The sequence below is a fragment of the Pseudomonas sp. M30-35 genome (assembly GCF_002163625.1).
Classification (GTDB): Bacteria; Pseudomonadota; Gammaproteobacteria; order Pseudomonadales; family Pseudomonadaceae; genus Aquipseudomonas.
Genome location: NZ_CP020892.1, coordinates 2,282,594 through 2,297,479, shown reverse-complemented (window position 1 = coordinate 2,297,479; position 14,886 = coordinate 2,282,594). Strand labels below are relative to the sequence as shown.

At 55.7% G+C, this 14,886-nt stretch carries 11 protein-coding genes and 1 pseudogene; 11 read left to right on the top strand and 1 reads right to left on the bottom strand.

Annotation, left to right across the window (positions count from 1 at the left end):
* The first annotated feature begins 4 nt into the window (after positions 1-4).
* From nuoG to nuoN, 8 genes are read left to right on the top strand one after another with little or no spacing between them, the layout of a single operon-like run.
* Positions 5-2,734 carry an NADH-quinone oxidoreductase subunit NuoG gene (gene nuoG / locus B9K09_RS10660; RefSeq protein ID WP_087516786.1) on the top strand — a complete coding sequence of 910 codons (2,730 nt, stop codon included), beginning with the start codon at positions 5-7 and terminating at the stop codon, positions 2,732-2,734.
* Positions 2,731-3,723 (top strand): NADH-quinone oxidoreductase subunit NuoH, encoded by a 993-nt coding sequence (gene nuoH, locus B9K09_RS10655; RefSeq protein WP_087516785.1) that lies wholly within the window; start codon positions 2,731-2,733, stop codon positions 3,721-3,723. The genes nuoG and nuoH overlap by 4 nt, the downstream gene beginning before the upstream one ends.
* Positions 3,724-3,733: 10 nt before the next feature.
* The gene (nuoI, locus tag B9K09_RS10650; protein ID WP_087516784.1) at positions 3,734-4,282 is read left to right on the top strand and encodes an NADH-quinone oxidoreductase subunit NuoI; all 549 of its coding nucleotides are present in this window, start codon (positions 3,734-3,736) and stop codon (positions 4,280-4,282) included.
* Between the two features lie 8 nt (positions 4,283-4,290).
* A complete protein-coding gene (nuoJ, locus tag B9K09_RS10645) occupies positions 4,291-4,800 on the top strand; it encodes an NADH-quinone oxidoreductase subunit J (protein ID WP_087516783.1) in 510 nt (169 codons plus the stop codon).
* Positions 4,797-5,105 carry an NADH-quinone oxidoreductase subunit NuoK gene (nuoK, locus tag B9K09_RS10640; RefSeq protein ID WP_087516782.1) on the top strand — a complete coding sequence of 103 codons (309 nt, stop codon included), beginning with the start codon at positions 4,797-4,799 and terminating at the stop codon, positions 5,103-5,105. Before nuoJ ends, nuoK begins: the two co-directional genes overlap by 4 nt.
* Positions 5,102-6,949, top strand: coding sequence for an NADH-quinone oxidoreductase subunit L (gene nuoL / locus B9K09_RS10635; RefSeq protein WP_087516781.1), 1,848 nt, complete (start codon positions 5,102-5,104; stop codon positions 6,947-6,949). Before nuoK ends, nuoL begins: the two co-directional genes overlap by 4 nt.
* Before the next feature lie 15 nt (positions 6,950-6,964).
* Positions 6,965-8,494: an NADH-quinone oxidoreductase subunit M gene (gene nuoM, locus B9K09_RS10630; protein ID WP_087516780.1), complete on the top strand. Its 1,530-nt coding sequence runs from the start codon at positions 6,965-6,967 to the stop codon at positions 8,492-8,494.
* Positions 8,495-8,502: 8 nt separating this feature from the next.
* On the top strand, positions 8,503-9,966 hold the full coding sequence (gene nuoN / locus B9K09_RS10625) for an NADH-quinone oxidoreductase subunit NuoN (RefSeq protein WP_087516779.1): 1,464 nt from the start codon (positions 8,503-8,505) through the stop codon (positions 9,964-9,966).
* A 281-nt stretch (positions 9,967-10,247) separates the two neighbouring features.
* Here the strand turns inward: nuoN and B9K09_RS10620 are convergent, their stop codons facing one another.
* Positions 10,248-11,573 carry a Na+/H+ antiporter family protein gene (locus B9K09_RS10620; RefSeq protein ID WP_087516778.1) on the bottom strand — a complete coding sequence of 442 codons (1,326 nt, stop codon included), beginning with the start codon at positions 11,571-11,573 and terminating at the stop codon, positions 10,248-10,250.
* 261 nt (positions 11,574-11,834) lie between these two features.
* On the opposite strand from B9K09_RS10620, the gene B9K09_RS10615 reads away from it, so the two are divergent.
* The 3 genes and pseudogenes from B9K09_RS10615 (at position 11,835) to B9K09_RS22945 (ending at position 14,793) form a co-directional block, all read left to right on the top strand.
* Positions 11,835-12,431, top strand: a complete 597-nt coding sequence (locus tag B9K09_RS10615) for an NADPH-dependent FMN reductase (RefSeq protein WP_087516777.1) — start codon at positions 11,835-11,837, stop codon at positions 12,429-12,431.
* Between the two features lie 217 nt (positions 12,432-12,648).
* A pseudogene (locus B9K09_RS22950) lies at positions 12,649-13,935 on the top strand (HAMP domain-containing protein); the annotation flags it as partial.
* A 102-nt stretch (positions 13,936-14,037) separates the two neighbouring features.
* A complete protein-coding gene (locus tag B9K09_RS22945) occupies positions 14,038-14,793 on the top strand; it encodes a methyl-accepting chemotaxis protein (protein ID WP_371917456.1) in 756 nt (251 codons plus the stop codon).
* Positions 14,794-14,886 lie beyond the last annotated feature (93 nt).

Here is a 14,886-nt window from a genome sequence, read left to right as displayed (position 1 = left end):
AACCATGGCCACTATCCACGTAGACGGCAACGATTTTGAAGTCGATGGTGCGGACAACCTGCTACAGGCTTGTCTGTCCTTAGGACTCGACATTCCCTATTTTTGCTGGCACCCAGCGCTTGGTAGCGTCGGTGCCTGCCGCCAGTGTGCGGTTAAGCAGTACAGCGATGAGAACGACAAGCGCGGCCGCCTGGTCATGTCCTGCATGACGCCTGCGACCGACAACAGTTGGATCTCCATCGACGATGAAGAAGCCAAGCAATTTCGCGCCAGCGTTGTTGAATGGTTAATGACCAACCACCCGCATGACTGCCCGGTGTGCGAGGAAGGCGGTCATTGCCACCTGCAAGACATGACCGTGATGACCGGTCACAACGCACGCCGTTATCGCTTCACCAAACGCACGCACCAGAATCAGGAACTCGGCCCGTTCATTGCGCACGAAATGAACCGCTGTATCGCCTGTTATCGCTGTGTTCGCTATTACAAGGATTACGCGGGCGGCACAGATCTCGGCGTCTACGGCGCCCATGAGAACGTTTACTTCGGTCGAGTTGAAGACGGCACCCTTGAAAGCGAGTTCTCTGGCAACCTCACTGAAGTCTGCCCGACAGGTGTATTCACCGACAAAACCCACTCCGAGCGCTACAGCCGTAAGTGGGATATGCAGTTCTCGCCAAGCATTTGTCATGGCTGCGCCAGCGGCTGCAACACCAGCCCAGGCGAACGCTATGGCGAAATCCGCCGAATCGAAAACCGTTTTAACGGCTCGATTAACCAATACTTCCTCTGTGACCGCGGTCGCTTTGGTTATGGCTACGTTAACCGCAAAGATCGCCCGCGCCAGCCAATAATGATGCTCAGCAAAATGAAGATGGGCATCGACTCAGCGCTTGATCAAGCCGCAGCGTTACTCAAAGGTAAACGGGTTGTGGGGATCGGCTCCCCGCGCGCCAGCCTTGAGAGCAACTACGCGCTACGCGAATTGGTGGGTGCTGAAAACTTCTACTCAGGCATCGCTGCCGCCGAGCAGTCCCATATCGCCATGGTGCTCGACATTATGCAGAACGGCCCGCTACCGGTGGCCAACCTGCGTGATGTGGAAAGCCACGATGCGGTGTTCGTATTGGGTGAAGACCTCACCCAAACCGCAGCCCGCTTAGCCCTTGCCTTACGCCAGTCGGTCAAAGGCAAAGCGACTGAAATTGCCGCCTCGATGAAAATTCAGGATTGGCACATGGCTGCAGTGCAAAACGTCGCACAAGACGCAATGAACCCACTGTTTATTGCCAGCGTGACCGCGACGCGCCTCGACGATATCGCCGAGCAATGCGTACATGCCGCCCCCGATGACCTGGCGCGTATCGGCTTTGCCGTCGCCCATGCCATCGACCCAAGCGCCCCTGCGGTGACCGGCCTTGAAACAGAAGCCAGCGCATTGGTGCAACAGATTGCGGATGCATTGCTCAATGCCAAGCGGCCGCTATTGGTTGCTGGCACATCGTTAGGCAATAAAGCCTTGCTTGAAGCCGCGGCGAACATCGCCAGCGCGCTGAAAAATCGTGAGAAAAACGCCTCGATCAGCATGGTTGTAGCAGAAGCCAATAGCCTCGGCATGGCGCTGTTGATGGGTGATGACTTCGCAACCCAGTCGGTCGATGCAGCACTCAACGCCCTGACGTCTGGGGAAGCTGACGCTCTCGTGGTGCTGGAGAATGATCTCTACCGCCGCGCCGATGCAGCTACCGTCGATGCAGCGTTTGCCGCCGCTAAAACCATCATCGTTGCCGACCATCAGCACACTCCAACTGTGGCGAAGGCTCATTTGGTGCTGCCTGCCGCCAGCTTCGCAGAAGCCGATGGCACACTGGTTAGCAGCGAAGGTCGCGCACAGCGCTTCTTCCAGGTCTTTGAACCGAGCTATTACGACGACAAGATTCTGGTCCGCGAAGGTTGGCGCTGGCTCCACGCCCTGCTCGCCACGCGTCAGGGCCAGCCAGTCGACTGGACCCAGCTCGACCAAGTGACTGCCGCCTGCGCAGCAAGCAGCCCGCAGCTCGCCGCCATCACCGAGGCTGCGCCAAACGCGTCGTTCCGGATCAAAGGTCTAAAGCTGGCGCGTGAGCCACTGCGTTACAGCGGCCGGACTGCAATGCGCGCCAATATCAGCGTGCACGAGCCGCGTCAGCCGCAGGATAAAGACACTGCATTTGCCTACTCGATGGAAGGTTATTCGGGCAGCAAAGAAGACCGCCAGCAGGTGCCGTTTGCCTGGTCTCCAGGCTGGAACTCACCACAGGCATGGAACAAGTTCCAGGATGAAGTCGGCGGCCACATTCGTGCGGGCGATCCCGGCGTACGCCTGATTGAGTCCAAAGGTCAGGCATTGCCATGGTTTGCGCCAACCGCTGCTTTCAACCCTGCCCAAGGCACCTTGCAAGCTGTGCCGCTGCATCATTTGTTCGGCAGTGACGAAACTTCGGCATTGGCAGAGCCTATTCAGCAGCGTATTCCTGCGGCCTACATTGCGCTGGCCAAGGATCAAGCCGATCAGCTGGCAATCAACGATGGTGCTTTGGTCAACTTCAGCATTAATGGTCAAACCCTGTGTTTGCCCGTACGCGTAACTGAAGAATTGGCGATTGGTCTCGCGGGCTTACCGGTTGGTTTAAGCGGCATTCCAGCGATTATCGCCGGCGCCAGCATCAGCAACCTGCAGGAGAGCGCGCAATGAGTTGGCTTACGCCTGAACTGATCGATGTGCTGATTGCAGTACTCAAAGCCGTGGTTATCCTGCTTGCCGTGGTGATCACGGGTGCCTTGCTGAGCTTCATCGAGCGGCGTTTGCTGGGCTGGTGGCAAGACCGCTATGGTCCGAATCGCGTCGGTCCATTCGGCATGTTCCAGATCGTCGCAGACATGCTGAAAATGTTCTTCAAAGAAGACTGGACGCCGCCCTTCGCCGATAAATTCATTTTTACCCTGGCGCCGATGATTGCCTTTGCCGCGATGCTGCTGGCCTTTGCGATTATCCCGATCAGTCCTAACTGGGGGGTTGCTGACCTCAATATTGGCATCTTGTTTTTCTTCGCCATGGCCGGTTTGTCGGTCTACGCCGTGCTTTTTGCTGGCTGGTCGAGTAATAACAAATTTGCCCTGCTCGGTGCGCTGCGAGCCTCGGCTCAAACCGTCTCATACGAAGTGTTTCTGGCCTTGGCGCTGATGGGCGTTGTGGCCCAGGTTGGCTCGTTCAACATGCGTGACATCGTTGAATATCAGGCTCAGCACCTGTGGTTCATCATTCCGCAGTTCTTCGGCTTTTGTACCTTCTTCATTGCTGCGATCGCCGTGACGCACCGTCACCCGTTCGACCAGCCAGAAGCAGAACAAGAACTGGCTGACGGTTATCACATTGAATACGCCGGCATGAAATGGGGCATGTTCTTCGTCGGTGAATACATCGCCATCGTCACCGTCTCGGCACTGCTGGTCACCCTGTTCTTCGGTGGCTGGCACGGTCCATTCGGCCTTCTGCCGCAGATCCCGTTTATCTGGTTTGCGCTCAAGACCTGCTTCTTCATCATGATTTTCATCTTGTTGCGCGCTTCTATTCCGCGCCCACGATATGACCAAGTCATGGCTTTCAGCTGGAAGTTCTGCTTACCGCTGACCCTGATCAACCTGCTGGTGACCGGCGCATTAGTGCTGGCCTCGGCCCAGTAAGGAGTTTTGTATGTTCACCTACATTAAGGACGTCGTTTACGGCACCTACACCCAGCTTCGTAGCATGGTGATGGTTTTCAGCCACGGCTTCCGCAAGCGCGACACCCTGCAATACCCGGAAGAAGCTGTTTATCTGCCGCCGCGTTACCGTGGCCGAATTGTGCTGACCCGCGACCCTGACGGCGAAGAGCGTTGCGTAGCCTGCAATCTCTGTGCGGTCGCTTGCCCCGTTGGCTGCATTTCGCTGCAAAAAGCAGAAACCGAAGACGGTCGCTGGTATCCGGACTTTTTCCGGATCAACTTCTCGCGCTGCATTTTTTGCGGCTTATGTGAAGAGGCCTGCCCGACCACGGCCATCCAGCTGACTCCGGATTTTGAGATGGGTGAGTTCAAGCGTCAGGATCTGGTCTACGAAAAAGAAGACCTGTTGATTTCTGGCCCTGGTAAAAACCCTGACTACAACTTCTATCGCGTTGCCGGTATGGCCATCGCCGGTAAGCCGAAAGGTGCCGCGCAGAATGAAGCCGAGCCGATCAACGTGAAAAGCCTGCTCCCGTAAGGATGCATATGGAATTCGCCTTCTATTTCGCTGCTGGCATTGCCGTAGCAGCCACGTTCAGGGTTATCACCGGGACTAACCCGGTACACGCCCTGTTGTACCTGATCGTCTCTTTACTGGCGGTCTCCATGACCTTTTTCGCCCTCGGCGCCCCCTTTGCCGGTGCGCTTGAGATCATCGTCTACGCCGGCGCGATCATGGTGCTGTTCGTATTCGTGGTGATGATGCTCAACCTCGGCCCCGCCGCCGTTGAGCAAGAACGTAAATGGTTGACGCCAGGCATCTGGGTTGGGCCTTCCATTTTGTCTGCGTTGTTACTTGCGCAGTTGCTTTACGCCCTGTTCAGCTCCCCAACTGGCGCCGTTATCGGCACCCAGATAGTCGATGCGAAAGCGGTCGGCATCAGTCTATTCGGTCCGTATTTGCTGGTGGTTGAGCTGGCTTCGATGCTGCTGCTGGCTGCACTGGTTGCGGCTTATCACCTAGGCCGCCATGAAGCTAAGGATGTGACGCCATGAGTGCAATTCCAATGGAGCATGGCCTTGCGCTTGCGGGCCTGCTGTTCAGTCTCGGGCTGATTGGCCTGATGGTTCGGCGCAACATTCTGTTCGTGCTGATGAGCCTTGAAGTGATGATGAACGCCACCGCCCTCGCCTTTGTAGTCGCGGGAAGTCGTTGGGTTCAAGCCGATGGCCAGGTGATGTTTATTCTGGTGATTACCCTTGCAGCCGCCGAGGCCAGCATTGGCTTGGCCATTCTGTTGCAGCTGTATCGCCGCTTCAACACGCTTGATATCGACGCAGCCAGTGAGATGCGCGGATGAATCTATTATTTCTAACCTGCCTGTTTCCAATGCTCGGTTGGCTTGCATTGTCGTTCTCACGGGGGCGTATCTCGGAAAACCTCGCCGCACTGATCGGTGTTGGCTCGGTTGGCTTGAGCGCGCTTACAGCGGCCTGGATCATCCTGCAGTTCAACATCAACCCACCGGCTGACGGCGTCTACACCCAGGTGCTGTGGCAGTGGATGAGCGTTGAAAGCTTTACCCCAAGCTTCACCCTGTATCTGGATGGCCTGTCGCTGACCATGCTTGGTGTTGTGACCGGCGTAGGCTTTCTGATTCACCTGTTTGCCAGTTGGTACATGCGCGGAGAGGAAGGCTACTCACGCTTTTTCTCCTACACCAACCTGTTTATCACCAGCATGCTGTTTTTGGTACTGGGCGATAACCTGTTGTTTCTCTACTTCGGTTGGGAAGGCGTGGGTCTGTGCTCGTACCTGTTGATCGGCTTCTACTTCAAGCACCGCGCCAACGGCAATGCGGCGCTGAAAGCCTTTATCGTCACCCGTATTGGTGATGTGTTCATGGCCATCGGCCTGTTCATCCTGTTCCAGCACCTGGGCACGTTGAACATTCAGGAGCTAATGGTTCTGGCGCCACAGAAATATGTCGCCGGTGACAGCTGGCTATGGATTGCGACCTTGATGTTACTTGGCGGCGCGGTCGGTAAATCGGCGCAGTTGCCGCTGCAAACCTGGCTGGCCGATGCGATGGCTGGCCCGACGCCTGTATCTGCGCTGATTCACGCCGCAACCATGGTAACTGCCGGTGTCTACCTGATTGCACGGACCCACGGCCTGTTCCTGCTGACCCCGGAAATTCTGGAGTTGGTGGGCATTGTCGGTGGTGTGACCTTGGTGCTCGCCGGTTTTGCGGCGCTGGTGCAGACCGATATCAAGCGTATTCTCGCCTACTCGACCATGAGCCAAATTGGCTACATGTTCCTCGCGCTAGGTATTGGCGCTTGGGATGCGGCGATCTTCCACCTGATGACTCACGCCTTCTTCAAAGCCCTGTTGTTCCTGGCCTCGGGCGCGGTGATCAATGCCTGCCACCACGAACAGAACATCTTCAAGATGGGCGGTTTGTGGAAGAAACTGCCACTGGCCTACGCCAGCTTTATCGTGGGTGGCTCGGCGCTGGCTGCTTTACCGCTGATTACCGCAGGTTTCTACTCGAAAGATGAAATCCTTTGGGAAGCATTCGCCAGCGGCCATAGCTACCTGCTTTATGCTGGCTTGCTTGGCGCATTCCTGACCTCGATCTACACCTTCCGCCTGATCTTCATCACCTTCCACGGTGAACCCAAGATTGAAGCGCATGCCGGCAAGGGTGTTGCTCATTGGCTGCCACTGACGGTGCTGATCGTTCTCTCGACCTTCATTGGCGCACTGATCACGCCACCATTGGCCGGTGTATTGCCGGAGAGTGTTGGCCACGCCGGAGGCGATGCTCAACATCGCCTGGAACTGGCTTCAGGCCTGATCGCCATCGCCGGGATATTGCTTGCAGCGCTGCTGTTCCTTGGCCAGCGCCGGGTTGCCAGCGCCATTGCCGGCAGTGCTCCAGGACGTTTCCTGTCTGCCTGGTGGTTTGCCGCGTGGGGATTTGACTGGCTGTATGATTGGCTGTTCGTTAAACCCTACCTGCTCATCACGCGCCTGCTGGCGCGCGACCCGTTTGATCGCGCTATCAGCATTATTCCGCGCAGCACACGTATTGCTCACTTGGCGCTTAGTCGCTCAGTCACCGGTAGCCTGCGCTGGTATGCCATGTCCATTGCCGGGGGCGCGGTTCTCGTGCTCGCCCTGCTGCTTCTGAATTAAGGAAAACCGACAGTCATGATTCTGCCCTGGCTAATCCTTATCCCCTTTATTGGCGGCCTTTTGTGCTGGCAATTCGAGCGCCACAGCAACACGCTGCCACGCTGGATCGCCCTGTTTACCATGCTCTCGCTGTTTGTGTTGGCGCTCTGGCTGTGGATCACCGGTGACTTCACCCTCGCCCCGGCACCGGGCGGTGACCCCGTTTGGGCACACGAGTTTAAGATGCAGTGGATCCCACGCATGGGCATCACCATCCATTTGGCGATGGATGGTTTATCCGTGCTCATGGTGGTACTCACCGGTCTACTCGGCGTGTTATCGGTACTCTGCTCGTGGAATGAAATCCAGAACCGAGTTGGCTTCTTCCACCTCAACCTGATGTGGATTCTCGGCGGTGTGGTCGGCGTATTCCTCGCCGTTGACCTGTTCTTGTTCTTCTTCTTCTGGGAGATGATGCTGGTACCGATGTACTTCCTGATTGCCTTGTGGGGACACAGCGGCAGCGAAGGCAAGACGCGGATCAACGCAGCGACCAAATTCTTCATCTACACCCAGGCCAGCGGCTTGGTCATGTTGATCGCAATTCTCAGCCTGGTATTCATTCACTTTCAACAAACAGGTGACTGGACCTTCAACTACGCTGATTTGCTGCGTACCCAGTTCGAGCCACATACCGAATACCTGTTGATGCTTGGCTTCTTTATCGCTTTCGCGGTCAAGTTCCCGGTGGTGCCGTTCCACTCCTGGTTGCCCGATGCCCATGCGCAAGCACCCACAGCGGGCTCGGTCGATCTTGCCGGTATTCTGCTGAAAACCGCAGCCTATGGCTTGATCCGTTTTGCCCTGCCGCTATTCCCCAATGCGTCGGCGGAGTTCGCTCCCATCGCCATGTACCTGGGTGTATTTGCGATTATCTACGGCGCGCTGCTGTCGTTTGCTCAGACTGATATCAAGCGCCTGATCGCCTACTCCAGCGTTTCACACATGGGTTTCGTCCTGATTGCTATCTATTCAGGTAGCGAGATTGCCATGCAAGGCGCCGTGGTGCAGATGATGGCCCACGGCCTTTCAGCTGCGGCACTGTTCATTCTCTGTGGTCAGTTGTACGAACGTCTGGGCACTCGCGACATGCGCCAAATGGGCGGTATTTGGGGGCGCATGCCTTGGCTCCCGGCAATCAGCCTGTTCTTTGCGGCCGCAGCGCTGGGTATGCCAGGCACGGGGAACTTTGTCGGCGAATTCCTGATTCTGATCGGTAGCTTCCCGGGCTCACCTTGGATCACCTCTATTGCGGCGACTGGCTTGGTGTTTGGCTCGGTCTACTCGCTGATCATGATCCATCGTGCCTACTTTGGCCCAAGCAAATCAGATGAACCGTTACTCGGCTTGAAAGCACGCGAGTTAACCATGGTTCTGGGCCTTGCTGGCCTGCTGGTTTTGCTCGGCGTTTACCCGCAGCCGGTGCTCGACACCTCCGCCGCCAGCACCCACGGTGTGGTGCAGTGGATGAGCAGCGCGTTTAATCAACTTGATCAGGCTCGGTAAGTAGTTTTATGGACTTTACGACTCAACATTTACTCGCCCTGCTACCGCTGCTGATCACCAGTCTGACTATTGTCGTGGTAATGCTGGGGATCGCCTGGAAGCGTAATCACGCCATGACCTTTGGCATCTCGGTCATCGGTCTCAATCTGGCGTTACTTTCAGTTTTTGCCGCTATCAGCGTTGCCCCATTACAGGTAACGCCGCTGTTGATGGTGGACAAATTCGCTTGTTTCTACATGGTGCTGGTACTCGCCTCGACACTCGCCTGCGTCACCTTGATTCATGCGTACCTAGGCGGCGAGTCGGGTAAAGGTTATCCCGGCAACCGTGAAGAACTGTATCTGCTGATTCTGCTCAGCGCAGCAGGTGGCCTGGTTTTGGTCAGCGCGCAGCATCTGGCGGGCCTGTTTATCGGCCTTGAACTGTTGTCCGTTCCCACTTACGGGATGATCGCCTACGCGTTCTTCAACAAGCGCTCACTCGAAGCCGGCATCAAATACATGGTGCTCTCGGCTGCGGGCTCTGGCTTCTTGTTGTTCGGCATGGCGCTGCTTTATGCAGAGTCTGGCAGCATGAGCTTTGCCGGTATCGGTCAAGCGGTGGTTGCCGGTGGCGCACCGAGCCTGCTGGTTGAAATTGGCTTTGGCATGATGCTGGTCGGTCTTGGCTTCAAGTTGTCGTTGGTGCCTTTCCACCTATGGACAGCTGACGTCTACGAGGGCGCACCAGCCCCTGTGGCCGCATTCCTGGCGACCGCGAGCAAGGTGGCGGTGTTCGCCGTGTTATTGCGCCTCTACGAAGTCTCACCGGCTGCAAGCGGTGGTTGGCTGACAGAGCTGCTGACGGTTCTTGCCATCGCCTCGATCCTGTTCGGTAACTTGCTGGCATTGCTGCAAAACAACATCAAGCGACTGCTCGGTTATTCATCCATCGCTCACTTCGGCTACTTGCTGATCGCCCTGATTGCCAGCAATGGCTTGGCAATTGAAGCTGTCGCGGTTTACCTGGCAATGTATGTCCTGACTACGCTGGGCGCGTTCGGTGTTATCACCCTGATGTCGACGCCGTACAAAGGCCGCGATGCCGATGCGCTGTATGAGTACCGTGGGTTGTTCTGGCGGCGCCCGTACCTGACTGCGGTACTCACCGTTATGATGCTGTCGCTGGCCGGTATTCCACTGACCGCAGGCTTTATCGGTAAGTTTTACATCATCGGCGTCGGTGTTGAGTCGCAGCAATGGTGGTTGCTCGGCGCGCTAGTGCTCGGTAGCGCGATTGGTGTGTTCTATTACCTGCGGGTAATGGTCACCTTGTTCCTGGTAGAGCCTAACCTGCATCGCCATGACGCGCCGTTCGACTGGGGCCAACGTGCCGGCGGCGTGATGCTGATGGTGGTTGCCTTCCTGGCATTCTTCCTCGGCGTTTACCCGCAGCCGTTACTTGTCCTGTTAGCGCAGTTCAGCATCGGTTAAGACCGTAAGCGCAGCGCTTTAACAGCCAGTGCTCAGATCAAATGCCAGTCAGTTCAACTGACTGGCATTTTTGTTTCCGGTTAAATAATTCGCCCACGCCCAACGCCAATTCAGGCCTCAACCTTGGTCGACAAGCTTCGCGTTGTCACACCCTACAAAACCACCCTTTTGCGGCAAGCATCCAGGCTGCAGGTTATGCCCCAAAAACCGAGCATAAAAAAACGCGGTGCCCTGTTACATGGCACCGCGTTTATAGGTCGCTAAACTTTTACCGATCGCGGTTACAAGACCATTGCCGCAACCCAGCCGAACACCAACAACGGTAGGTTGTAGTGCAAGAATGTCGGCACTACGCTGTCCCAGATATGGTTGTGCTGGCCGTCAACGTTTAATCCTGAGGTTGGGCCCAAGGTTGAGTCAGATGCCGGAGAGCCCGCATCACCGAGCGCACCCGCGGTGCCAACGATGCAGACAATCGCCAGTGGGCTGAAACCCAACTGGATACCCAGCGGCACGAAGATCGCGGCAATAATCGGTACGGTCGAAAACGATGAGCCGATACCCAGCGTCACCAGTAAACCGACCAACAGCATCAGCAGCGCCCCCACACCTTTGTTATTACCGATCAGCTCGGCGGCATCATCAACCAGGTGTTTGACGTCACCAGTGGCCTTCAACACTTCGGCAAAACCGGCGGCGGCAATCATGATGAAGCCGATCATGGCCATCATTTTCATGCCTTCAGTAAACAGGCCGTCGGCTTCTTTCCAACGCACCACACCGGATACGGAAAACACCACAAAACCGGCCAGCGCGCCAATGATCATCGAGTCCAGCCACAGCTGTACAACGAAGGCGATAGCAACCGCCACAGCGGCTACCAGCAAGCTACGCGGGTTGTACTTAACGTCGACACGCTCCACTCGCTCGACTTGTTCAAGGTCGTAAACACGCTTTTTTCTATAGCTAAAAAACACAGCGACTAACAGGCCGCAGAACATACCCAACGCAGGCAGCGCCATCGCATGGGTCACACTGATCCCGCTGACATCAACACCGGCTTTAGCCACATTGGCCAACAGGATTTCATTGAGAAATATGCCGCCAAAACCGACGGGCAAGAACATATAAGGCGTGACCAAACCAAAGGTCAGCACACAGGCAATTAAGCGGCGGTCGAGCTGCATTTTGCTCAATACATAGAGCAGCGGCGGTACCAGCAGCGGGATAAACGCGATATGAATCGGCAATATATTCTGTGAGGCAATGGCGACACTCAGCAGCAAAGCAATCAGCAGCCACTTCAACGCAGCACTGCCTGCACCGCCTTCCGCCTTTGCCCCCACCAGCGTCACAGCCTTATCGGCTAGCGCGTGGGCCATGCCTGATTTGGCAATTGCCACAGCAAACGCACCGAGTAGCGCGTATGACAATGCGACTGTGGCACCGCCGCCCAACCCGTTGTTGAAGGCTTCGAGCGAACCGTTAAGACCCAGGCCACCGATCATGCCGCCGGCTAATGCGCCGACGATCAACGCCACCACCACGTGCACCCTGCACAAACTGAGGACCAGCATGATGCCGACCGCTGCTATGACTGCGTTCATCAATTGCTCCCTAGAGCTCGACTAAAATCCATGGAAATACATCTGTATGCGGTGATCCGCAAAAAAAGCCGGGTACTCTGCCCCATGCGCTCTAGGCTGTCAAAACTTCTCGCCATTCGGGGCGCAGTCTTGATCGAGAAACCTAATAAAGCGGATCAAGCTACATCTGGTTGGCCTAATCAGCGAGTGTGATTGGCGTTTGCATACTTGCTGTTGGACCCACTATCTCGCTAGCCTGCGTCTTTTTACAGGGAGTACTGCATGCTTAATATCGCAATCGTCGCGGGTTCCAGCCGCAATAACAGTCAATCGGGCAAAGTGGCTCGTTTTCTTCGTAAACGGCTAATGCAACTGGGCCTCACCAGTGATACCCAAAGCCAAGTAATTGATCTTGGGCTTGCGCCGCTACCACTGTGGCCTACAGAGGATTCCGGGCCTTGGCCAATGTTCAGCCAACAACTGCAAATTGCCGACGCCGTGATCATTGTCGCGCCTGAGTGGAATGGCATGGCTTGCCCGGCAATCAAAAACTTCTTCATCTACGCCAGTAAAACCGAGCTCGCGCACAAGCCGGGGTTGTTGGTTGCCGTCTCAGCTGGCATTGGCGGTAGCTCCCCTATCAGTGAGTTGCGCGCCTCAAGCTACAAAAACTGTCGCCTGTGCTACCTGCCTGAGCATTTGATCGTGCGTCATGTTGAGCAGGTGTTAAACATGCCCGAGCCGCAATCTGAAAGTGATCAGCGCCTGCGCGCTCGGATCGATTACAGCCTCGATATCCTCGGCAAATACGCGCAGGCCCTGAAACCTGTACGCGAATCCATCGACATGACTGACCCGGCCTTCAACAACGGCATGTAATTAGCCGTTGCTTAGCGATTTCAAGCCCGGTTAATTCCGGGCTTTTTATTGCTTGCTCGTCGCCCCAAAAACCGAGCATTTCAGCGATTTGATCTGGCATTTATCTCTGCGCAACAACGCTGTGCAATAAAAACCACATCCGTTGTGAATTTCTTATAAAGAAATAAACGACCTAGCCGATAGTTCGGTATCGAAGGTTTTTACAAAGGAACATCGCATGATGCTCAACCGGCTCTCAATCCAACTAAAAATCACTCTGCTGGCAGGTTTGTGCCTGGTGGCGATTGTGACATTGTTGGTAGGTGCATCGCTCTATCAAGCCAAACAAAGCGCCAACCTGGTCAGTGCATCAAGCAGTGAAATGCTTAAAGAAAGTGCCGAGTTGCGCCTAAAGTCACGTGGCGAACTGCAAGCGATACGTATCCAGCGTTACTTCATGGACTCATATCAGTACGGTAAAGGCTTCTCGCGGCAGATTTTGTTTCTTCGTGAACAAGCTGAGAAGCGTTTCCTCGATGCCTTTGATCTGCGTGAAGACCTGACCCGCCAAGTTCGTACCAGCCTTGAAGCCAACCCCGCGATTCTCGGTTTATACCTAATATTCGAACCCAACGCCCTCGATGGCAAAGATGAATTATTTGCTGAGCAAGCCGAGTTGGGCAGCAATGAAAAAGGCCGGTTTTCGTTGTACTGGTCACAGTCCACACCGGGCAAGCTCGAATCTGAAACCTTGCCTGAGGATGACCTCACTAAAACCGATACAGGGCCAAGCGGCGACCCGTACAACGCTTGGTACACCTGCCCGCGCGATACTGCCCAAGCCTGCGTACTGGAACCTTACTTCGATGAGGTTGCCGGTAAACAAGTACTGATGACCAGTATTGCCTTCCCGCTGCAAGTCGACGGCAAAGTGATTGGCGTGGTCGGACTCGACATCAGTCTCGACAGCCTTCAGCAACTGAGCGTGCAAGCCAGCAGCGAACTGTACGAAGGTGAAGCACACGTCAGTATCTTTAGCCCGGCAGGCTTGATTGCGGGCCACAGCTTAGACGCGAGCCTGCTTAGCAAGGAACTCGACAAAGCTTTTGCTGAGCAAGGCAGCGAAATTCATGGACTGATCACAGCCGGTAAATCCGCCGCATTGCATCAGGCCGACATGCTTCGTGTTATTGAGCCCTTCAAGCCGATTCCAGAAGCTAAACCGTGGAGCGTGATGATCCAGGTGCCGCAAAAGGTACTCTTGGCCCCTGCCTTGAAACTACAAGCTCAGCTCGATGATCAAAGCACTCAAGACAGCACTGTTTCACTGCTGATCGGTTTAGCAGCGGTGGTGCTGGGCTTACTCCTGATGTGGTTGACGGCACGTGGCGTAACGCGGCCGATCATCGGCGTCTCGACCATGCTCAAAGACATTGCCAGCGGCGAAGGCGATCTGACCAAGCGCCTGAATTACACCAAACACGATGAGCTCGGCGAACTGGCAAGCTGGTTCAACCGCTTCCTCGATAAACTACAGCCGATCATTGCTGAGGTTAAGCGCAGTGTGGTTGACGCACGGGCCACCGCAGACCAGTCAGCATCGATTGCCAGCCTGACCAGCGCCGGTATGCAACAGCAGTTCCGTGAGGTTGACCAAGTTGCAACCGCATTCCAGGAAATGAGTGCAACTGCGCATGATGTCGCGCAAAACGCGGCACAAGCCGCTGAGGCTGCGCGCAGTGCCGACCATGCGACCCGTGATGGGCTCGGTGTGATCGACAAAACCACTTCATCCATTGAATTACTCGCCAACGAAATGACTGTGGCCATGCAAGAAGTCGAAGGGCTTGCCGCCAGCAGTGATCAGATTGGTTCGGTGCTTGAAGTGATTCGCTCCATCGCCGAGCAAACCAACCTTTTGGCACTGAACGCCGCAATTGAAGCGGCGCGGGCCGGTGAAGCGGGTCGCGGCTTTGCCGTGGTCGCCGACGAAGTGCGCAACCTGGCTAAACGCACCCAGGATTCAGTCGAGGAGATTCGTCAGGTCATTGAAGGCCTGCAAAGCGGCACACGTGAAGTGGTTAGCACCATGCACAGCAGTCACCGTCAGGCCCAAGGCAGCGTTGAGCAAGTCGAGCATGCGGTTGCCGCACTGCAGCGCATCAGCCAGGCTGTGGGAATCATTACTGATATGAACCTGCAGATTGCCAGTGCCGCTGAAGAGCAAAGCTCAGTGGCCGAGGAAATCAACCGTAACGTCGCATCCATTCGCGATGTTACTGAGTCGATCACCAGTCAGGCCGATGAGTCCGCGCAGGTCAGCCAAGACCTCAACCGTCTGGCCAACCAACAGCAAGGGCTGATGGATCAATTCCGCGTCTAAACGCCAGCTCCCCCACTCCGCTTGCGGCTATCTGTGTCCCGCAAACACAGATAACCGAGGTGTCTGGCAACACTTCAATCCCTGCATTTGGGC